The organism is Knoellia koreensis (assembly GCF_013041615.1).
Taxonomy (GTDB): domain Bacteria; phylum Actinomycetota; class Actinomycetes; order Actinomycetales; family Dermatophilaceae; genus Pedococcus; species Pedococcus koreensis.
This window is the reverse complement of record NZ_JABEPQ010000003.1, coordinates 428,916-449,544: the sequence shown is the minus strand read 5'-3', so window position 1 is coordinate 449,544 and position 20,629 is coordinate 428,916. Positions and strand designations below refer to the sequence as shown.

At 69.6% G+C, this 20,629-nt stretch carries 17 protein-coding genes; all 17 read left to right on the top strand.

Translation table 11 applies throughout. The features are described 5' to 3' along the window. Positions 1 to 45: 45 nt before the first annotated feature. The 17 genes from HJG52_RS15630 (at position 46) to HJG52_RS15550 (ending at position 20,482) form a co-directional block, all read left to right on the top strand. Entirely contained in the window at positions 46 to 1,227 is a 1,182-nt protein-coding gene (locus HJG52_RS15630) for an ROK family protein (protein ID WP_171244524.1), read from the top strand. Positions 1,228 to 1,337: 110 nt separating this feature from the next. Next, positions 1,338 to 2,444 carry an enolase C-terminal domain-like protein gene (locus HJG52_RS15625; RefSeq protein WP_171244523.1) on the top strand — a complete coding sequence of 369 codons (1,107 nt, stop codon included), beginning with the start codon at positions 1,338 to 1,340 and terminating at the stop codon, positions 2,442 to 2,444. 8 nt (positions 2,445 to 2,452) lie between these two features. After that, positions 2,453 to 4,027, top strand: a complete 1,575-nt coding sequence (locus HJG52_RS15620; RefSeq protein WP_171244522.1) for an ABC transporter substrate-binding protein — start codon at positions 2,453 to 2,455, stop codon at positions 4,025 to 4,027. A gap of 22 nt (positions 4,028 to 4,049) precedes the next feature. Then, positions 4,050 to 5,003, top strand: a complete 954-nt coding sequence (locus HJG52_RS15615; RefSeq protein ID WP_171244521.1) for an ABC transporter permease — start codon at positions 4,050 to 4,052, stop codon at positions 5,001 to 5,003. Next, positions 5,003 to 5,866 carry an ABC transporter permease gene (locus HJG52_RS15610; protein WP_171244520.1) on the top strand — a complete coding sequence of 288 codons (864 nt, stop codon included), beginning with the start codon at positions 5,003 to 5,005 and terminating at the stop codon, positions 5,864 to 5,866. Before HJG52_RS15615 ends, HJG52_RS15610 begins: the two co-directional genes overlap by 1 nt. Next, entirely contained in the window at positions 5,863 to 6,747 is an 885-nt protein-coding gene (locus HJG52_RS15605) for an SMP-30/gluconolactonase/LRE family protein (protein WP_171244519.1), read from the top strand. The genes HJG52_RS15610 and HJG52_RS15605 overlap by 4 nt, the downstream gene beginning before the upstream one ends. Next, positions 6,744 to 7,502, top strand: coding sequence for an SDR family oxidoreductase (locus tag HJG52_RS15600; protein ID WP_171244518.1), 759 nt, complete (start codon positions 6,744 to 6,746; stop codon positions 7,500 to 7,502). The genes HJG52_RS15605 and HJG52_RS15600 overlap by 4 nt, the downstream gene beginning before the upstream one ends. Before the next feature lie 2 nt (positions 7,503 to 7,504). Further along, on the top strand, positions 7,505 to 9,637 hold the full coding sequence (locus tag HJG52_RS21365; protein ID WP_277352165.1) for an ABC transporter ATP-binding protein: 2,133 nt from the start codon (positions 7,505 to 7,507) through the stop codon (positions 9,635 to 9,637). Beyond that, positions 9,634 to 10,287 (top strand): bifunctional 4-hydroxy-2-oxoglutarate aldolase/2-dehydro-3-deoxy-phosphogluconate aldolase, encoded by a 654-nt coding sequence (locus HJG52_RS15590; RefSeq protein ID WP_206070882.1) that lies wholly within the window; start codon positions 9,634 to 9,636, stop codon positions 10,285 to 10,287. The genes HJG52_RS21365 and HJG52_RS15590 overlap by 4 nt, the downstream gene beginning before the upstream one ends. Next, a complete protein-coding gene (locus HJG52_RS15585) occupies positions 10,284 to 11,237 on the top strand; it encodes a sugar kinase (protein ID WP_171244517.1) in 954 nt (317 codons plus the stop codon). The genes HJG52_RS15590 and HJG52_RS15585 overlap by 4 nt, the downstream gene beginning before the upstream one ends. Positions 11,238 to 11,300: 63 nt before the next feature. Next, the gene (locus HJG52_RS15580) at positions 11,301 to 13,790 is read left to right on the top strand and encodes a right-handed parallel beta-helix repeat-containing protein (protein ID WP_171244516.1); all 2,490 of its coding nucleotides are present in this window, start codon (positions 11,301 to 11,303) and stop codon (positions 13,788 to 13,790) included. 94 nt (positions 13,791 to 13,884) lie between these two features. Then, complete coding sequence (locus HJG52_RS15575; protein ID WP_171244515.1) at positions 13,885 to 14,847, top strand: D-2-hydroxyacid dehydrogenase family protein; 963 nt, start codon at positions 13,885 to 13,887, stop codon at positions 14,845 to 14,847. A gap of 94 nt (positions 14,848 to 14,941) precedes the next feature. After that, entirely contained in the window at positions 14,942 to 16,222 is a 1,281-nt protein-coding gene (locus HJG52_RS15570) for an ABC transporter substrate-binding protein (protein WP_171244514.1), read from the top strand. An 83-nt stretch (positions 16,223 to 16,305) separates the two neighbouring features. Beyond that, positions 16,306 to 17,199, top strand: a complete 894-nt coding sequence (locus HJG52_RS15565; RefSeq protein WP_346767773.1) for a carbohydrate ABC transporter permease — start codon at positions 16,306 to 16,308, stop codon at positions 17,197 to 17,199. Beyond that, entirely contained in the window at positions 17,196 to 18,011 is an 816-nt protein-coding gene (locus HJG52_RS15560; protein ID WP_171244513.1) for a carbohydrate ABC transporter permease, read from the top strand. The genes HJG52_RS15565 and HJG52_RS15560 overlap by 4 nt, the downstream gene beginning before the upstream one ends. A gap of 7 nt (positions 18,012 to 18,018) precedes the next feature. Beyond that, positions 18,019 to 19,419, top strand: coding sequence for an alpha-amylase family glycosyl hydrolase (locus HJG52_RS15555; RefSeq protein ID WP_171244512.1), 1,401 nt, complete (start codon positions 18,019 to 18,021; stop codon positions 19,417 to 19,419). Then, positions 19,403 to 20,482, top strand: coding sequence for a LacI family DNA-binding transcriptional regulator (locus tag HJG52_RS15550; RefSeq protein ID WP_171244511.1), 1,080 nt, complete (start codon positions 19,403 to 19,405; stop codon positions 20,480 to 20,482). Before HJG52_RS15555 ends, HJG52_RS15550 begins: the two co-directional genes overlap by 17 nt. The last annotated feature ends 147 nt before the right edge of the window (positions 20,483 to 20,629 follow it).

Here is a 20,629-nt window from a genome sequence, read left to right as displayed (position 1 = left end):
CCGCCTCCGGCACGGCGCCCGCGTCCATGGGTGGAGGCGCACACCGTGCCTAGCGCGGGAGTCGCGAACCTGCGACGGGACAACGCTGGGCTGGTCGCGCGGGCGGTGTTCGACGAGCCGGGCGTGAGTCGGTCGGACCTCGTCGAGGTCACGGGCCTGAGCGCCGGGGCCGTGACGAAGATCGTGAGCCACCTGCTGTCGCAAGGCGTCGTGCGCGAAGGTGCGCCCACGACCAGCTCGGTGGGCGGGCGACCTCGGGTGCCGCTGCGGCCGTCGGACGAGCCCTACCGGGTGATCGGGATCCACATCGGCCTGCGGTGGTTGGTCGGGGCACTCGCCGACCTGGGCGGCACCATCGTGCACGAGGAGACGGTGGCTCACGGCTCGACCAAGCCGGGTCCGGTGCTCGACGGAGTCGCTGCCCTGCTGGACCGGTTGGAGAGGGTGGCAGGGCGCCGCCACGTCGTGGCGGCAGGCCTGTCCACCGCCGGGTGGGTCGACTCGCGCCGCCAGGTGGTGGTCGCCAACCCGGACATCGGCTGGGTCGACGTCGACCTGCGTCCGCTGCTGGCCCAGCGGCGTTATGCGACCCATGTCGACAGCACCGTCCGTGCCCTCGCCTCGGCCGAGTCGCGCTTCGGAACGAGCCGTGGTGTGGACGACAGCGTGCAGGTGTTCGTCGGAAACTTCGTGGGAAGTGCGGCCAGCCACCGGGGTGTCATCCAGCGTGGCTCGCACCAGGCGGCGGGGCTCGTCGACCACCTCCCCGTCGGTGCACCCGGCCCGGTGCGCTGCCGGTGCGGTCGGTCGGACTGCTTCGGAGTGCTCGCCACCGACCTGGCCGTCGCCGAACAGGCTCGCCGTGACGGGCTGATCGGCGAGTCCGGTCAGATCGAGGACCTGCTCGAGCTGTGGCGGTCCGGCGACCGCGGTGCCGACCGGTTGCTGCGCCGCCGGGCGGTTCAGGTCGGGCGTGCGGTCGGTCTCCTGGCCAACCTCTACGACCCGGACACGGTGGTCGTGTCGGGGCACGTGGCTCAGGAGCAGCACCTCATCGATCTCCACAAGGGTGCCGCCGAGCGCCTCGAGCGTGCGGACATCGTGTCGCGGCTGGTCCACCTCACCGCGCTGGGCGAGCACGCGCTGACCCGGGCGCCGGCGGCCGTCGCGCTCGCTGCCTTCTACCAGGACCCGCTCGGCGCGCTCGGGGCGCTCGGCTCGGCCTGACCCGCCGTAGACCCTGCGTCCACGGGTCGGACTTTTTCGCTGAGGTACTTGCGTCGTCGTTGCACGCATGGAATATTTCCGATGGAAAGAAACCCACCCCGAGGACAACGATGTCTGACCATCGCCTGAACCTGTACCGCGTCGCGGTCTCGCCGCGCACGACGTGGTGGTTCATTGAGCTGCACACGCCCGCCGGCACCGGCCTCGGCGAGTGCTCGGACGCCGGTACGGCTGCAGCCGTGCTCGACGAGGTGGTCAGGGCTGCCGACGCGGTGCGTGGGCGCGACGTCCTGGGTGAACGCGAACTCGTGGTCAGCGGGCTTGCTGCCCGAGTCGGGGAGCTGCACGCCGCACGGGCGCACACCGCCGCCACCGTGCTCGGCGGGCTCGAGCAAGCCCTCAGTGACCTCGCTGCGCGGCACAAGGGCATCCCCCTGTGGGAGTGGCTCGGCGGACGTCCCCAAGGCCCAATCCCGTTGTACGCCAATATCAACCGTATGCCGGGATCCCGGGCTCCGGAGGCCGTCGCCGCTTCCGCGGCCGACGCCGCCGCGCAGGGCTTCCGCGCCGTGAAGTGCGCCCCGTTCGACGTCCCCGACGCCTCACTGCCGCTGGCCGACGTGGGAGTGGCTCGTCTGCGAGCGGCCTCGGCCGCGCTTCCCGACGGGGTCGAGCTCTTCGCCGACTTCCACGAGCGGTTGACGTGGCAGGAGGTCGAGTCAGTGCTTCCGTGCGTCGAGGACGCCGGTGTGGCCTGGGTCGAGGACGTCGTGCCCGTCGACGCGGTCGACCGCCTCCGCGAGCTGCGTGACCGGATGCCGGCCAAGGTCGCCGGCGGCGAGATGATCTTCCACGCCGCGGAGGCCGAATCCGCCGCCACCGCAACGGTTCTCGACGTACTCATGCCCGACGTCAAGCACGCAGGCGGCGTCACCCGCGCCGCCGGCATCGCGGCGGCATACCCCGAGCTGCTCATCTCCCCCCACAACCCCTCAGGGCCCGTCGCGACCCTCGCCGGGGCCCACCTGCTCAGCACTGCCGTCCGACCCGGTCTCCTCGAGTACGCCCACGGCGAGGTGCCGTGGCGTGCTGAGGTCCTGCGCGGTGCCGAACGCGTCGAGGACGGCTACCTGCACCTGCCCGACGCACCCGGTCTCGGCGCCGACCTCGACACCGACCACCCCTCCGTCCAGCTCGTCTGGTCCTGCCCCCTCTAGGAGTCACCATGGCCAACCCCCTCACCACGGCCCCGTTCAGCCGCCGAGCACTGCTGGCCGGTGCAGGCATCGGCACGGCATACCTCCTGGCGGGGTGTCGCTCGGCAGTCGACACCCAGGGCCAGGCCAGCAGCGGCACAGCCACGGCGAAGCGAGGCGGCACCCTGCGCATCGTGCAGGGCGCCGACATCGCCCCCACCAGCGTCCTGGCCCAGAACAACGTCAACCTGTCGTTCCTGCGCCTCGTCTACAACACCCTCATCGAGCTCGACCACAAGACCCTCGAGCCCAAGCCGTCGCTCGCCGAGTCGTGGACACTCTCGCCCGACAGCAAGAACCTCGAGTTCCGGCTGCGCGACGGCGTCACCTTCCACAGCGGACGCGCGTTCACCTCCGCCGACGTGGCGTTCACCCTCGACTACATCCGCCGTGAGGAGGTCGCGAGCCAGCTCAAGCACGTCGCCAAGCAGATCACCGACGTGCAGGCCAAGGACGAGCGCACCATCGCCATCACCTTCGGCAAGAGCATGTCGAACGTGTGGGACCTCTTCGAGCTGCTGCTGATCCTCGACAAGGACACCGCCGCCAAGATCCCGAGCGGCACCTTCGTCGGCACCGGCCCCTTTGCCGTGGCCAGCTACGCACCCGGCTCCAAGCTCACGCTGGGGCGCCACGAGAAGTACTGGAAGGACTCGCGTCCCCTCCTCGACGGTGTCGAGATCGCCATCGTGCGGCAGTCGCAGTCCATGCTGTCCTCACTGCGTGGCGGGCAGGCGCACCTGGCCGTCGACCTCGCCCCGCTCGACGCCGCCAGCATCAAGGGCGACTCCCGCTTCGAGGTCGTGCGCGCTGACCCGCAGGACTCCGCGTTCTACGTCGGCACGAATGCCGCCGCGGCGCCGTTCACCGACAAGCGGGCGCGGCAGGGAGTCGCGTGGGCCATCAACCGAGAGCGCATCCTCACCCAGGTGCTCGGCGAGATCGGGCAGACCAGCTCGCTGCCGTGGTCGCCCACCTCACCGGCCTACGACAAGGCGCTCGCGGGCACCTACTCGTACGACGTGGCCAAGGCCAAGGCGCTCTTCGAGCAGGCCGGGGTCGCCGGCGCGCCCGTGCAGGTCAACTACAACGCGGGCCTGGCGACCAACGCCGCGATCGCCGAGATCGTGACCTTCGACCTCAAGGCCGCCGGCCTCGCCGCGACGACCACGCCGCTGCAGGGACCGGACTTCCAGGCCAAGCTCACCGGCGGCGGGCTCACCGGCCTGTTCGTCAACAACCACGGGTTCGGGCAGCTCGCCCCGGCCACGCTGGTCAAGGGCTCGTTCCCCTTCAACGCAGACAAGAACGCCGCGAGCTTCGACAACGCCGACTACAAGGCGCTCGCCGAGAAGCTCTGGACCACGACCGACGAGGCCGGCCAGAAGTCCGTGCAGGACGAGATGAACGCCTTCCTCCTCGACCAGCAGTTCATCGTCGACCTCGTGGTCAGCTCGCACACCTTCACGATCTCCAACCAGGTCAAGGGCATCGCCTACTCCATGTACGACTACCTCAACCTCGACGACGCGGGCATCGCCTGAGTCGCGCGTGGAGAAGCCAGCCATGTGGTCCTACCTCCTGCGTCGAGCGCCCTCAGCGCTGCTCGTGCTCCTCATCTCCTCGGTCGTCATCTTCTTCGTGCTGCGACTGGCCCCCGGTGACCCCGCGGTCCTGGTCGCCGGACCGGACGCGTCCGCAGAGACCATCGAGGCGGTGCGGCGCCAGCTGGGTCTGGACCAGGGGATCGTGAGCCAGTACCTCACCTGGATCTCCGGGCTGCTCACGGGTGACCTCGGTCGCAGCTACGTCCTCGGCGCGCCGATCGCGCAGCTCATCGCCACCGGCGCCGCGGGCACGCTGACCCTCACCGCCGCTGCGTGCGTCATCGCGGCGGTGGCCGGCGGGGCCGCCGGGGTCATCCTGGCCACCACCGGCAACCGGTGGCTCCGCTCGGTCGTCGACGCCCTCACCTCGCTTGCCTTCGCGGTTCCCACCTACGTCAGCGGGGTGCTCCTCGTCCTCGTCTTCGCGGTGACCCTGCGGATCCTCCCGGCGAGCGGGCAGTACCCCGGCGGCTTCTGGAGCGCCCCGGACCTGGCCCTGCAGTACCTCCTCATGCCGGCGATCTGCCTGGCCCTGCCGGCAGCCGCGGTGGTGGCGCGGTTCCTTGCGGCGGCGATGCGCTCGACGCTCGACGAGGACTTCATCCAGACCGGGGTGGCCAAGGGACTTTCCAAGCGCCGCAACACGATGCGGCACGTCCTGCCCAACTCGCTCCCGCCGGTGGTGACGGTGTTCGGCATCCAGGTCGGTCAGATGCTCGGTGGTGCGATCGTCGTCGAGGCCATCTTCGCGTGGCCGGGTGTGGGTCAGCTGCTGCTGCAGGGCGTCCTCAACCGCGACTACCTGCTGGTGCAGGACCTGCTGCTGCTCGCGGTGACGGTGTTCGTGGTGATCCAGCTCCTCACCGACATCGTCCACGCGCTCATCGACCCGCGGATCCGGGAGACCCTCTGATGTCCACCGCTCTCGTGCGCACCTCCCCAGACGCGGGCCTGGCCCGCCCCGCCCGGGCCGCCCGCCTGCGCGGCCTCGGAGCCCAGGCCCTCACCGGGCTGGCCCTCGCCGGATTCCTCCTGCTGGCTGGGGTGCTCGCGCCGTTGCTCGCGCCGCACGACCCGCTCGGCCAGAGCGCGCAGTCCCTCACCGGGCCGAGTGCTGACCATCTCCTCGGCACCGACGAGTTCGGTCGCGACCTCTTCTCGCGGGTGCTCTACGGCCTGCGCCAGGACGCCGTCGTCGCCCTGCTGGCCGTGCCCGTGGGTGCCGTCGTCGGCACCCTCCTCGGGCTCCTCGGTGGGGTGAACCGGTGGGCCGACGCGATCATGCAGCGCACCTTCGACGTCCTGCTCGCCTTCACCGCCCTCATCATGGGTGTCACCGTCGCCTCGATCATGGGCCCGGGGCTGCCGGCGGTGGTCCTCACCGTGGCCCTGGTCAACATCCCGATCTTCGGACGCATCGCGCGCAATGCCGTTCTTGGGCAACGCAATCGGGACTATGTGGTGGCCGCCCGGGTGCTCGGCGTCTCACCGACGCGGGTGACCTTCCGGCACATCCTGCCCAATGTCCTCGACGGGCTGATCGTCCAGGTTGCACTGTCGCTGTCGATGGCGGTGTTCATCGAGGGCGCCATGAGCTTTGCCGGCATCGGCATCACGCCTCCAGAGCCCTCGCTCGGTTCGCTGCTGCGCACGAGCATCGCCTTCCTCGACCAGAACCCGGCGTATGCCGTGGGGCCGATGGTCGTGGTGACCCTCCTCGTCGTGAGCTTCCAGCTGGTGGCCGAGGGGCTGACCAAGAAGCTGCTGCGCCGATGAGCTTCGAAGTCGTCGGAGAGGTGCGGGCGCACCTGGGGGAGAGCCCCAGGTGGGACGCAGCCCGTCAGCGGTTGGTGTGGGTTGACCTGTGGGGCAACGCAATCCACTCGACCGACCCCACGACCGGAGTCACCACGACGATCGACACGGTTGACCCGGCCACCTCCGTCACGCCGACGACGTGGGGACACCTCGCCACGATCGGGGACCGCCTCTATGCCGTGAGTGACGGTGAGGTCCTCGCGGTCTCCGAAGCGTTGGCCCGGCCGGGCGGGCGGTGCAACGACAGTGGCGTCGACCCGCGTGGCCGAGTCGTCGTGGGCACGATGGCCTGGACGGCTGCCGACCCGGGCCTCGGCGACCTGTGGTCGGTCGACCCCCGGTCCGGTCGCCGGTTGCTCGTGGCCGATGTGGGCCTGGCCAACGGGATCGCGTGGAGCGCCGACGGCGCCACGCTGTGGCTGGTCGACACCCGCGCACGCACGCTCACGGCATACCCCCACGATCTCGAGTCGGGGACCGTCGGGGAGCCGACGGTCGTCGTCGACGTGCCCGAGGGCGACGGCGTGCCGGACGGCATCGCCATCGACGCCGCCGACCACGTGTGGGTGTGCCTGCACGGAGGTGGCGTGGTGCGCCGCTATCGGCCCGACGGCACCGCAGTCGGTGACCTCGAGGTGCCCGTCGCGGGTGTCACCGCGTGTGCCTTCGGCGGACCCGACCTCGACCAGCTGTTCGTCACGACCGGCCGGGGCCCCCGTGTGAGCGCAGGCGAGGTGGATCCGCTCACGGGACGCGTCTTCGTGGCGCAGATCGGCACGCGTGGAAGGCTCGTGGCCACGGCCGACTGGCCGGCGCCGAGCGTGAGGAGCACCCCGTGACCGACAGCCAGATCACCCTCGTCCTGCCCGACACCGTCGTGGTCGCGGGCGCCGCGCGCGGGATCGGCCGGGCCATCGCCACCGACCTGTCCGCGCTCGGCTGTGCCGTCGTCGCGGTCGACGTCGAGGCCGCGGTCGAGGAGTTCGCGTCCGCCGGCGGGCGACGCTCCGCGCTCGTCGCCGACGTCACGGCTGACGACACCGCCGCCCGGGTGGGTGAGCTGGTCACCGCTACCGAGCCCGGCACGACCCGTCTGGTCTACGCCGCGTTCACCGAGGAGCGCGCGGCCTTCACCGACGGCACGCGCGACGGCTGGGGCCGCACCTTCGAGGTCAGCGTCGGGGCCGCAGCGAACCTGCTGCGCGCCTTCGCCACGTGGCCCGGCGCGCGCTCCGCCGTGCTGGTCGGGTCGGTGCACGCACGGGCGACCATGCCGGGCTTCTCGGCGTATGCCGTGGCCAAGGCCGGCCTGACCGGTCTCGTCCGCGCCGCTGCGCTCGAGCTCGGACCGCTCGGCATCCGGGTCAACGAGGTCGACCCCGGCTTCGTCCGCGTCGAACGCAACGAACACGTCTGGTCCGACCCGGCGCAGCGTGACCGCGTGGTCCGCTCCTACCCCCTCGGTCGCCTTGCCGAGCCGCGCGACGTCTCCACCGTCGTGCGGTTCCTGCTGGGCGACGACTCCGCCTACGTCACCGGGGCCAGCATCCCGGTCGACGGCGGACTGCTCACCCAACTGCCGGAGAACCGATGACCATGACCCCCTCACTGTCCGCCGAGCCCACCGTGGCCGAGCCCGTCGACGAGAGCATGCCGCTGCTCGAGGTCACGAGCCTGCGGACCCACTTCCAGACCCCGCGGGGGACGCTGCGCGCCGTCGACGGGGTGAGCTTCGACCTGCTGCCGGGCGAGACGTTGGGCATCGTCGGTGAGTCGGGGTCGGGCAAGTCGGTGACGGCGATGTCGTTGCTGCGCATGGTCCGTCGGCCCGGCAAGGTCGTCGGGGGCGAGGTGCGGTTCCGCGGTCAGGACCTGCTGGGCATGGACGAGGACCAGTTGCGCACGGTGCGTGGCAGCGGGATGTCGATGGTGTTCCAGGACCCGATGTCCTCGCTCGACCCGATCATGCGGATCAAGGACCAGCTGGTCGAGGCGATGCTGAGCCACGGGAAGTTCTCCGGGGCCCAGGCGCAGGCGCGCGCCCTCGACCTGCTGCAGCAAGTGGGCATCCCGGACCCGCAGGCGCGGCTCGACGACTACCCGCACACCTACTCCGGCGGCATGCGGCAGCGCGTCATGATCGCGATGGCGCTGGCCAACGACCCCGACATCATCATCGCCGACGAGCCGACCACGGCCCTGGACGTGACGATCCAGGCGCAGATCCTCGACCTGCTGGCCGAGCTCAACCGCGACCTCGGCACCGGCATCATCCTCATCACCCACAACCTTGGCGTCGTGGTGCGAGTCTGCTCCAAGGTCGCCGTCATGTATGCCGGCCGGGTCGTCGAGTCGGGACCGACCGAGGAGATCTTCGCCGCACCGCGTCACCCCTACACGCAGGCGTTGCTCGCCGCGACGCCCCGGCTCGAGGCCGACCGCGACGCACCTCTGTTGCCGATCCCCGGCCGCCCGCCGGGTCTCGTGGAGCCCATCGCGGGCTGCGCGTTCGCCTCGAGGTGCGCGCATGCCGACCAGCGGTGCCACGACGAGGCGCCACCCGTCAGCGCCGCTGACGGCCGCGCCTGGTCGTGCTGGCGGTCCGCCGAGACCGGAGTCCTGGCGCCGCAGCCACGACCTGCGGAGGCAGATGAGTCGACGGCTGTCGACGCGGAACCCGCCGCCGCGCAAGACAGTTCGTCGTCCGATGCCAAGGCACTGTTGTCCGTGACGGACGTCAGCAAGGAGTTCGCGTCCAGGGGACGTGGCCTGCTGCGGCGCGAGCGGCACGTGGTCAATGCCGTCGAAGGGGTGACGATCGACATCGCGCCCGGGGAAACCGTCGGCGTGGTCGGTGAGTCCGGCTGCGGCAAGTCGACCCTCGGCAAGCTCATCATGGGCATCCACGACGTCACCCGTGGGCGCATCGAGTTCGACGGGCGCGACCTCACCCACGCGAGTCGCAGTGACCGGGACTGGTTCCGGCGCAACGTGCAGCTCGTCTTCCAGGACCCGATGTCGTCGCTCAACCCGCGCATGACGATCGGCGACGCCATCCGCGAGCCCCTGGAGATCCACGGCATCGCCACCGGCGCGGCCGCCCGCACCCGGGTCGCCGAGCTGCTCGAGCTGGTGGGCCTCGACCCCGCGGTGGCTCCCCGCCTGCCGCACGAGTTCTCCGGCGGCCAACGACAGCGGGTCGTCATCGCGCGGGCGCTCGCGGTGGAGCCGCGCCTGCTGGTGTGCGATGAGGCCGTCGCCGCCCTCGACGTGTCGCTGCAGGCGCAGATCGTCGGTCTGCTGCAACGACTGCAGCGTGAGCTGGGGCTCGCCTACCTCTTCATCAGCCACGACCTCGCGACTGTGCGGCACCTGTCGCACCGCATCGCGGTGATGTACCTCGGCCGGGTCGTCGAGCTCGGCCCTGCTGCCGATGTCGTGGCGAACCCTCTGCACCCCTACACGGCCGCGCTGCTCAGCGCCGTGCCCGAGCCGGACCCGGTCGTCGAGCGTTCGCGGTCGAGGATCCTGCTGCAGGGCGATGTGCCGAGCCCGCTCAACCCGCCCGCCGGCTGCCGATTCCACACGCGGTGCCCCATCGGTCCGATGGTCAACGCCGAGCGCACCATCTGTGCCACGCAGCAGCCGGAGCTCGCCCCCGGTGTGCACCACGCTGCCTGCCACTTCAGCGGTGAGCTGCGCGCCGCTGGCCTGGAGGACCCGCGATGACGCCCGAGCCCATGACTGCTCCCCTCGTGGATGCCGTCTCGGCGGCGATCGAGCGCACGCATGTGGTCGCGATCCTGCGGGCTTCTGCACCGACGCACCTGGTGGACGCTGTGGCGACCTTGGTCGAGCAGGGCATCGACGTGCTCGAGCTCCCACTGACCACGCCTGGTGCGCTCGAGGCGATCGCTTCGGCTCGTGAGCGGCTCGGCGACAGGGCATTCGTCGGGGCCGGCACGGTGCTCACTGCCGCCCAGGCCCGTGACGCCGTCGCGGCCGGTGCGCAGTTCCTCGTGTCACCAGCCACCTGCCTCGATGTCGTGCAGGTTGCCGTCGATCGCGGGATCGTCTCTCTCCCAGGGGCTTTCACGGCCACCGAGGTCCTGGCCTGTCATCAGGCAGGGGCGAGCCACATCAAGCTCTTCCCAGCCTCCCAGGCCACGCCGGGACTGCTCGGGCAGCTCTTCGGCCCGTTCCCCGGGCTGCGGTTCGTCCCCACCGGCGGGGTCGGCCTGACGGATGCGCCAGGCTGGCTGAGCGCCGGCGCGTGCGCTGTCGGGGTGGGGTCACCGCTGGTGGGTGACGCCCTCGAGACGGGGGACCTCGACGCCCTGGCAGCGCGGGCCTGGGCCTGGCGCGAGGCGGTGCGATGACGCTGGACGTGGTCACCCTGGGTGAGACGATGGCAGTCCTCGCCCCGGAACGCGTGGGTCCGTTGCGTGCCGCCACGTCGGGACGCCTCACCGTGGCGGGTGCCGAGAGCACCGTGGCGATCGGGGTATGCCGCCTGGGCGGCACCGCGCGCTGGCTCGGCTCGCTGGGTGAGGACGAGCTGGGCGAGCTCGTCATCTCGCGCCTACGAGCCGAAGGTGTCGACGTACGGGCCGAACGCCGCTCTGCCGCAACGGGTCTCATGATCAAGGAGCGACGCACCGCAGCGACCACGCGGGTCCACTACTACCGTGCCGGTCTCGCCGGGTCGCAGCTCTCTGCCGACCAGGTGTCGGCGGACGCCCTCCCGGCGGCCCGGTGGCTGCACGTCACCGGCATCACACCGGCGCTGTCGTGGACCGCCGCAGAGGCTGTCGACGTAGCGGTGGACGCTGCGGTCTCGGCAGGCACCCGGGTCAGCTTCGACGTCAACCACCGCACCCGGCTGTGGTCGGCGCACGACGCCGCCGCCCCGCTTCGTCGGCTGGCCGAGCGTGCCGACGTCGTCTTCGCCACCCGTTCCGAGGCCGAGCTGCTCACGGGTCAACCCAGCCGGGACGACGACGCGGCGTTGCGTCAGCTGGCCGACGTCACGGCGGGGACCGTGGTGCTCAAGCGTGGTGCACAGGGGGTGCTCGCCCTCGAAGCCGGCACGCGCCGCTCACTGGAGCAGGCGGCATACCCGGTCACCGTGATCGACCCGGTGGGGGCAGGCGACGCGTTCGTCGCCGGTTACCTCGCCGAGGCAAGTCGTGAGGGAGCCCTGGAGGCCTGTCTGCGGCTCGGTGCCGCCGTGGCCGCTGTCGCGATCTCCTGCGACGGCGACTGGGAGGGCCTGCCCACCAGGGAGGAGGTGCAGGCCCTGTTCGACGCCGACGACATCGTGCGCTGACGCCGTCGCCGACGATTGCGGGCCTGAGTCCGGAATACGTCAGTCATCGCAAAGGAGCGATTCGTGTTGCTACGCAAGAACATCCGCAGATCCGGCAGTTCACCCGGTCGATGGCGCCCCTTCGCGGGTGTAGCCATCCTCACCGCCGCCATCGCGGCGACCTCGACGGCACCCGCTTCGGCCGCACCGCAGGACACCGCTGCGGCTGCCCGCACCTACTACGTCGACTGCTCACGGGACGGCACGGGCAACGGCACCCTCCAGTCACCCCTGACCTCGATCGAGGCCGCCAACGCCGTGGTGCTCCAGCCTGGCGAGTCGATGCTCTTCCGCCGGGGCGCGACGTGCCTGGGGCAGTTCGCCCCCAAGGGCGACGGCACGGCACAGGCGCCCATCACCATCGCCGGCTACGGCCCGCAGACCAAGCGCGCGGTGATCAACGCGGACGGCGCGACCAACGCCGTCCTCCTGGACGCCACGGCATACCTCCACCTCACCGAGCTCGAGCTCACGGCCCCCGGCGACAACAAGACCGTGCGCCGCGGCGTCTACGTCTACGGCAAGGACGCCGGCACCGTGAAGGGCGTCGTCGTCCGTGACCTCTACATCCACGACGTGCGGGGCGAGCTGCCCGCGGTCCTCGACCCGGGCAACATCGGCAGCTTCGTGGGCAAGGCCGCCAACGCCTCCGGCGGCATCATCGTCGAGGCGCAGGGCACCGCGGTCCCGACCGCCTTCGACGGGCTGGTGGTCGAGAAAAACCGTATCGAGGACGTCGACCGGCAGGGCATCTACACGTGGTCCAACTGGTGCGCACGCCCCGAGCTCGGGCGCTGGAAGGGGAGCATGTGCTTCGCCAACTGGTTCCCGCACACCAACATGACCTTCCGTGACAACCAGCTGAAGTCCATCGGTGGCGACGGCATCGTCATGAAGGGCGTGGCCGGTGGCGTGATCGAGGGCAACCGGCTCGACGGGTTCAACCGGCGGTCGAAGTCCAACAACGCCGGCATCTGGATGGCCAACGCCGACGACATCGTCGTGCGCGAGAACATCGCAGAGCGCGGTCTCGGCACCTTCGACAGCCAGGGCTACGACGTCGACCACGCCACCCACCGGATCACGGTGGAGCGCAACATCTCTCGCAACAACGACGGTGGCTTCCTGCTGATGTGTCCCGATGGCACGGGCAGCAGCGACGTGACCGTCCGCAACAACATCAGCATCAACGACGGCACCAAGCACGTGATCTTCCACGGGTGTGGTGGACCGGTGACGCGCGGCGTGCTCGAGAACAACACGATCTACATCGGTTCCGGCTTGTCGCCCAAGGTGTACGACGGCACGCGCACCATCGACCTGACGATCCGCAACAACATCATCGTCAAGGAGGGTGCGGGCTCTGCTCCGTTCACCGTCCCGGCCGGCATGACCGTCGACCACAACGCCGTCAACGGCACCACGCCACCGGCGACGGCAACCAACACCGTGACGGCTCCCGTGCTGCTCATGGCCGGAGGGGTGCCCACTGCTGACGGGTACCGCCTGCAGGAGGGCAGCTCGGCACTGGCGGCGGGTGTGGGGACGGGCTACACGGGTCCGGACTACTTCGGGAACCCGACGCCGGCGCAGTCGCCCAACATCGGTGCCTACCAGGGGCCCGGGCTGGCGCGCACCGTCGCGAACGGGTGCGTGCCCGACCTGTCGAGCACGCCGGGGTCCATGACCACGAAGGAGCGCGACGTCGCGGTGACCTTCACCGTGAGCAACGACTGCGGCGCGGTCATGCCCCGCTGGCGCCTGTCGTTCGCGGCGTCGGATGGTCTGACGATCAGCAGCAGGACGCTCCAGCTGCCCGCGCTGCGTCCCGGCCAGAGCGTGACCCGCACGGTGAGGGGCACGATCAGCCCGGAGCTGGTCGATGCCCGGCTCACCCTCACGGCGACGCTGACCCGGGCCGGTGCAACCGTGCGCGAGCTGACCGTCCCCATCACCTTCCGTGACACGACGGGATGGACCACGACCCAGTCCGAGACCTTCGACGCGATGCCGACCGGTGCACCGCCGACCGGGTGGGCGGTCAGTGGCACCAAGCCTCCGGTGGTCGCGGATGTCGCCGGTGAGCGGGCACTGCGCGCCGACGTCGCGACCGGCACCAACGCCGCGGTCTGGACGACGTCACCGATGCCCGAGACGGTCCGTGTGGTGAGCCGCCTGCGTGCCACCGGCAGCGACGCCGCGCTGGGTCTGCAGCTCCTCGACGCCGCCAACGCGCCCGTGGTGCGCCTCAGCCTCAACGCGAGCGGTGGCGTGTCCTACACCGACGGCTCGAGCTGGGTCGACACGTCGGTGTCCTACCCGGTCGGTGAGTGGATGACGCTCGAGGCGGTCATCACCGGGTCGACCTACACCGTCTACCTCGACGACCAGCTGGTCGGCCAGGGCAAGGTCGAGCGGACGGGTGCCACGAAGGTGCGGGTGCAGACGCCAAGCCAGTCAGGCGGCGTCGGCCAGTCCTTCGCCCTCGATGAGATCAGCATCCAGACCCGCTGATCACCACGATCCCGGTGGGCGTCGCTGCTTCCCTCACGACGGCGGCGCCCACCGGCCCCAACCCGCTCTCGCGTTCCGCACCTAGGCTGCCACCATGCGGATCGCGATCCTGGACGACTATGCGGGAGCCTTCGCGCAGACGCAGGCGGCGCGTCGCCTCGCCGGTCACGAGGTCGTCGCGTTTGCCGACTCGGTCCGGGGCGATGAGCTCGTCGCGCGGCTCGACGGCTTCGACGCTGCGGTGCTGCTCCAGCAGCGCACCCGGGTGCCCCGAGAGGTGGCCGAACGCCTCACCACAGTGCGGCTCGTCACCCAGACCGGTCGCAGCACCGCGCACCTCGACCTCGATGCCCTTGCGGCCCAAGGCGTTACGGTCTGCGCCGGCGGTCTGAGCGACCCGGTGACCACGGCGGAGCTGACGTGGGCGCTCATCCTGGCGGCCCAACGCAACCTGCCCGAGGAGGCCGCGCGGTTGCGCTCCGGTCAGTGGCAGCACACCGTCGGGCGACGGCTCGCCGGTCGCACGCTGGGCATCTGGGGGCTCGGCCGGATCGGCGGACTCCTCGCGCGCTACGGCACGGCCTTCGGCATGGACATCCTCGTGTGGGGTCGCGAGGGGTCGCTCGAGCAGGCACGCGAGCAGGGGTATGCCGTGGCGCCCGACCGCGCTGCCCTGTTCGCCATGAGCGACGTGCTGTCGGTTCACCTCCCTCTGAATGAGTCGACCCGGGGCATCGTGACGGCCGAGGATCTTGGTCGCATGGGCTCGGATGCGTTGTTCGTCAACACTTCTCGCGCCGCTCTGGTCGCGCCAGGTGCGCTCGAGGCGTCCCTGCTGGCCGGGCGTCCGGGGCGCGCAGCCATCGACGTCTTCGACGACGAGCCGGTGCTCGGGGCCTCTGACCCGCTGCTCGCCCTGCCGCAGGTCACCGCCACCCCGCACCTCGGCTACGTCGAGCGCGACGTGCTCGAGACCCTGTATGCCGCAGCCGCGGACCAGGTGCTCGCGTACGCCGACGGCAACCCCGTCGACGTGGTGGCCGCGCCCGCGAGGTGACCACGCGGCATACCCCCGGGTCTTGACAACGCCTCTCCCGCAGGCGCACTCTTTGCGGCTAGTAACACGAGTTACTAATCGTGATGGAGGATCCATGACAACGAAGTCTGTGCGTGCGGTGATCGCCGCCGCAGCCGGGATCGCGGTACTAACCACCGCCGCGTGCGGCGGTTCGTCCGACGCCGGCTCCGACGCCGGCCCGGCCAAGGCCGAGCTGACCGTCTGGCACTACTGGGACGGCAACAACGCTGACACCTTCGCGGCGATGGCCAAGGCCTACGAGGGTGCTCATGCCGGCACCACCATCAAGCTCGTCAACGTGCCCGGCGCCGATCTGCTCACCAAGCTCCAGGCGGCCGCCCAGTCGCGCACCCTGCCCGACGTGGTCATCGGCGACCTGGTCACCGTGCCTCGGATGGCCCAGACCGGCAAGGCTGTCGACCTGAAGTCGCTGGTGCCCGAGAGCACCTGGTCCGACATCTACCCCGAGATGCTCAAGTTCGGCCAGCAGGACGGGAAGCAGGTCTCGGTGCCGGTCTCGTCCAACACGATGGCGTGGATGTACAACAAGACGCTCTTCACCAAGGCCGGGCTCGACCCCAACAAGCCCCCGCAGACGTGGGATGAGCTCAAGGCAGCGTCAGCGACGATCCGGGCCAAGACCGGTATGCCCGGGTTCGAGCTGTTCACCACCCCCGGCGCCGACGGTGAGGGCGTCACGTGGAACTTCCAGGTGTCCTTGTGGCAGGCGGGCGGTGAGTTCCTCAACGACGACAACACCAAGGCCGCGTTCAACTCCGAGGCGGGCAAGGAGGCGCTGCAGTACTGGGTGGACCTGGTCAAGACCAAGGACAGCCCACTGACCCAGTGGGGTGAGTTCGAGAAGGGCAAGGCCGCCTCGGCCCAGGAGGGTTCGTGGATGGCTGGCATCTGGAAGCCCAAGCCCCCGTTCGACTTCGGCGTCGCCCAGATTCCATACCCCAGCAACGGAAAGCCGGCGACCAACATGGGTGGCGAACAAGCCGTCGTCTTCGCCGCGGACAAGAACAAGCAGAAGGCTGCAGGCGCCTTCCTGACCTGGTTCGTCGACCCGGCGCAGAGCGAGTCCTGGAGCGAGAAGACGGGCTTCCTGCCAGTGCGCAAGACGGTCGCCGACTCCTCCACCTACAAGGACTTCGTGAAGACGAACCTGCCTGAGCTGCAACCGTTCGTGGACGCCCTGCCGACGGCCAAGGCGCGACCGGCGACCCCTCTCTACCCACAGGTGTCGCTCGCGTTCGCCAAGCAGGTGGAACAGGCGCTGCACGGCAAGCCTGTCGACAAGGCGCTGGCTGACGCTGAGTCCCAGGTCAACGGCATCCTCGCAGCCAAGTGACCAACAGCGTGGTGGGCACGGTGACCAGGGTTTCGCACACTCGTGGTGAACCCGCCGTGCCCACCACGCGACCGCGTCCGCGAGTGCGATTCCGTTCCCGTTCGCGCGAGCGCTACTCGCGGACAGAGGTGCTGACGGCCGTCGCCTGCCTTGCGCCCGCCCTCGTGGTCATCGGCCTGTTCGTCGTCTACCCCCTGGTTGCCACCGGGCTGCTCTCCCTCACCGACTGGGACGGCATCAGCCCGGACAAGCCGTTCGTAGGGCTCGACAACTACCGCAAGCTCGCAGGCGACGCCGACTTCCGCAACTCGATGGTCGTCACCCTCCTCTACGGGGTCGGCGTCAGCGTGCTCAGCGTGGTCACCGGACTGGGCGCTGCGGCCTTGCTCAACAAGGCGATTCGCGGTCGAGCTGTCTACCGCACGGCATTCTTCCTGCCCGTGGTCACGTCCTCGATCGCAGCCGCCGCGGTCTGGAAGTACCTCTTCGGTGCGTCCGGCCCGGTCAACGCCGGCCTCTCGGCGGTGGGGCTCGGCGCACCCAACTGGTTGGGAGACCCGCACCTGGCGCTGTTGTGCCTGACCCTGCTCACCGTGTGGAAACAGCTGGGGCTCAACACTGTTCTCTACCTCACCGCGATGCAGACCATCCCCACCTCGGTCTACGAGGCGGCCGCCCTCGACGGGGCGGGACCGTTCCAGACGATGCGTCGAATCACCTTTCCGCTGCTGGCACCGATGACGTTCTTCGTCGTGGTCCAGGCACTCGTGGCGACGTTCCAGGGCTTCGACCTCGTCTACCAGCTCACTTCGGGTGGCCCACTCGGTGGCACGGAGGTCGTCGGCTTCCTCGTCTACCGCACGGCGTTCGTCACCGGACAGTTCGGTTACGGAGCGACGATCGCGTATGCCGGGTTCGCCCTGGTCTTTGGGCTCACCTGGGTGCAGTGGCGCCTCGGCGGCAGGGCTGAGGCATGAGCGCCCTGCGGCAACTCAGTCGTCACGCAGTCCTGCTGGGCCTGAGCCTGCTCGTCGTCGCACCCTTCGCATGGATGATCACCACCAGCCTCAAGTCGGCCGACAAGGTCAACACCGGCCCCTACCTGGTGCCGCATCAGTTCGAGTGGGGCAACTACCCCCAGGCGCTGTCCGCAGCGCCCTTCGGTCACTACTACGTCAACTCGGTCGTCATGACGGCGGGCATCGTGGCCGGCCACCTCGTCCTGGACACTCTCGCGGCATACGCCCTCGCCCGGCTGCGCTTTCCCGGTCGCAACGTCGTCTTCCTCGGTCTGGTGGCCACGATGCTGGTGCCGACCTTCCTCACCGTCCTGCCTGCGTTCGACCTCGTCATCCGGTTCGGGTGGTTCAACAGCTACACCGCCCTGATCGTGCCGAGACTTGCGGACGTGTTCGGCATCGTCGTCATCCGGGGTTACCTCCTGTCGCTGCCGCGCGAACTCGACGAGGCCGCACGGATCGATGGTGCCAACCGGATGCAGGTGCTCGTGCGGGTGCTCCTGCCACTGTGCAAGCCGGCGCTCGCCAGTACTGCCGTGTTCAGCTTCCTCTTCGCCTGGAATGACTTTCTCTGGCCATTGCTGGTGACGAGCGATGACCAGTACCGCACCATCCAGCTCGGCCTGGCGGCCTTCACGAGCAAGTACGCGCCATACCCGCAGTACCTCATGGCGGGGACGGTCGTGGCAGCGGTGCCCGCCATCGTCGTGTTCGTCTACCTGCAACGGAGCCTGGTACGCGGCTTGGCTGCGACCGGGGTCAAGGAGTGATGGCCCAGTGAGTGACGAGACCGGGGTCGACACACCCCGCGAGGACGTACCCGGCCCGGACTGGGTACGCGACGCGATCTTCTACCAGGTCTTCCCGGAGCGGTTCGACAACGCCGACCCGACGACCAACCCGGAGAACGTCGTGCCATGGGGCAGTCCACCCACCCGCGACAACTTCATGGGCGGCGACCTGCCGGGGATCACCCGGCGGCTCGGACACCTCGAGTCGCTGGGAGTGAACGCTCTCTACCTGACCCCGGTGTTCGCGTCTTCGACAAACCACCGGTACGACGGCACCGACTACTACGCCATCGACCCCCGGCTCGGTGGCGAGGTGGCCTTCGACGGACTGGTAGCCAGCGCCCATGAGCACGGGATCAAGGTGGTTCTCGATGCGGTGTTCCACCACTGCGGTTGGGACCACCCCTTCTTCCAGGACGTCGTGAAGCGTGAGGGGGAGTCGGAGTACGTCAACTGGTTCCTCGTCCAGGACTTCCCGATCTCGGCACAGCCGGTGCCCAACTACCAGACCTGCTCTGGTTGCTGGTACCTGCCCAAGCTGAACGTGCAGAACCCGGTGGTGCGGGACCACCTCTTCGGCGCGGTTCAGAAGTGGATGAACAGCGGCATCGACGGATGGCGGCTCGATGTGCCCTACATGCTCGAGAACGAGCCCTTCTGGGAGCAGTTCCGAAGTGTGGTCAAGGCGCACGACCCGGACCAGTACATCGTCGCCGAAGTGTGGGAGGCCGCGACGGAGTGGACCACTGGACGCACGTCCGATGCCGCCATGAACTACCGCCTGCGTGACGCGATCCTCGGGTTCGTGTCCGAGTGGCGCAATGGCGGCGAGCACTTCGCCAAAGAGCTTGCGTCGATCGACGCCGAGATTCCCGCTGGCCGAAAGGGCTTGATGCTCAACCTGCTGGGGAGCCATGACACTGAGCGCCTCCTGACTCACGTCGGGGGTGACGTGGCTGCAGTAAAGCTGGCACAGGCGCTCCTGTTCACGGCCGAGGGCGCACCGATGCTCTACTACGGCGACGAGGTCGGTCTGACCGGCTTCAACGACCCGGACTGCCGTGGAGCCATGCCGTGGGACGAGTCGACCTGGAACCTCGAGCTGCTCGACTGGGTGCGGCTGCTGGCCCGCCTGCGACGCGAGCACGTCGCCCTGAGGCGTGGCTCGGAACAGACCCTGTCCGCCAGCGAGAACACGATCGTGCGCCTGCGGCAGCATGAATCCGAGTCGATCGTGGTGTGCGCCAACCGGATCCGAGGAGGCACCGAGATTTCGGTCCGGCAGTATTCGGGCCGGACCGGTGTTGACCTGGTGACCAACGAGCGGGTGCGGCTGGACGCCGTGCCGGTTCCGGGAAGGGGAGTGTCCATTGTCCGGCTCGACTGATGGAGCCAAACGGCCCACGTCCCGCGACGTTGCCACCGCCGCGGGGGTGTCGCGAACGGCGGTGTCATTCGCATTCAACGACCCGGGCCGGCTCTCAGCCGCGACTCGTGACCGGATCCTCGAGGTGGCAGCCCGCCTAGGTTACCGGCCTGATCCGGTAGCCCGGATGCTCGTCCAGGGCCGCACCAACTCATTGGGAATCCTTCTGCCGCAAGACATTCCGCAGGCGATGGAGAACCCCTACTACGCGCAGTTCCTCGTCGGGGTGGGGCAGGTCTGTCACCAGGAAGGTTTCACCCTCCTGCTCGTACCGCCCTTGCGGAACTCGATGCTCGACGCCATCCCGTATGCAGCAGTCGACGGCTTCGTCGTGACCGGGCTCGAGCGCGACCGCGGTGAGGTGGCCGAACTGGAGCGACGGGGAGTCCCGTTCGTCCTCGTCGACAGCGAGAGCGACGAGGACGTACCCACGGTCGAGGTCGACGACCAGGCTGGTGCGGCCGCCATGATGACCCACCTCCTCGAGCTGGGGCATCGGGACATCACGGTGCTGGCGTTCGAGGCCGGGCCCGACAGCGTCATCGATGCGGCGCGCGGGCCGCTGGGCCGACGCATGGCCGGCGTCGATGACGCTCTCGACGGGCTTGGACCTGTCGCCTCCGACGTCCGGCTGCGCGTCGTGGAGGCGCGGGCCACGCGGGCGGAGGGCTACAAGGCGGGTCTGGACATCCTCGACTCGGACGACCGTCCCACGGCTGTCTTCGCGCTCTCGGACATCCTCGCCGCAGGAGTTCTCGACGCGGCATACGAGCTCGGGATCTCGGTCCCCGGCGACGTCTCGGTCGCTGGTTACGACGACCAGCCCGAGGCGGTCTGGCTGCGACCGCGGCTCACCACCGTCCGGCAACCGATCGAGGCGAAGGGGCGGGTCGCTGCCGACTTCCTCGTCTCGGCGATCCGAGGCAGCTCACGACACCACCACCACACGCTGCACACGGCGCTCATCGTCCGCGAGTCCACCGCCACTCCACGCAAGACCCCCGTCCGAGGAACAGGAGCGTGATCTACATGAGAATGCCACGCAGGACACGAGTCGCCGGTGTCGTAGCGACGGGTCTCGTCGCTGTTGCGGCGTTGACCACGACCGGTGTCAACGCAACCACCGCCACTGCGTCGCCCGCCGCAGGGCCGGGCCCTCTGACTGAGGGTG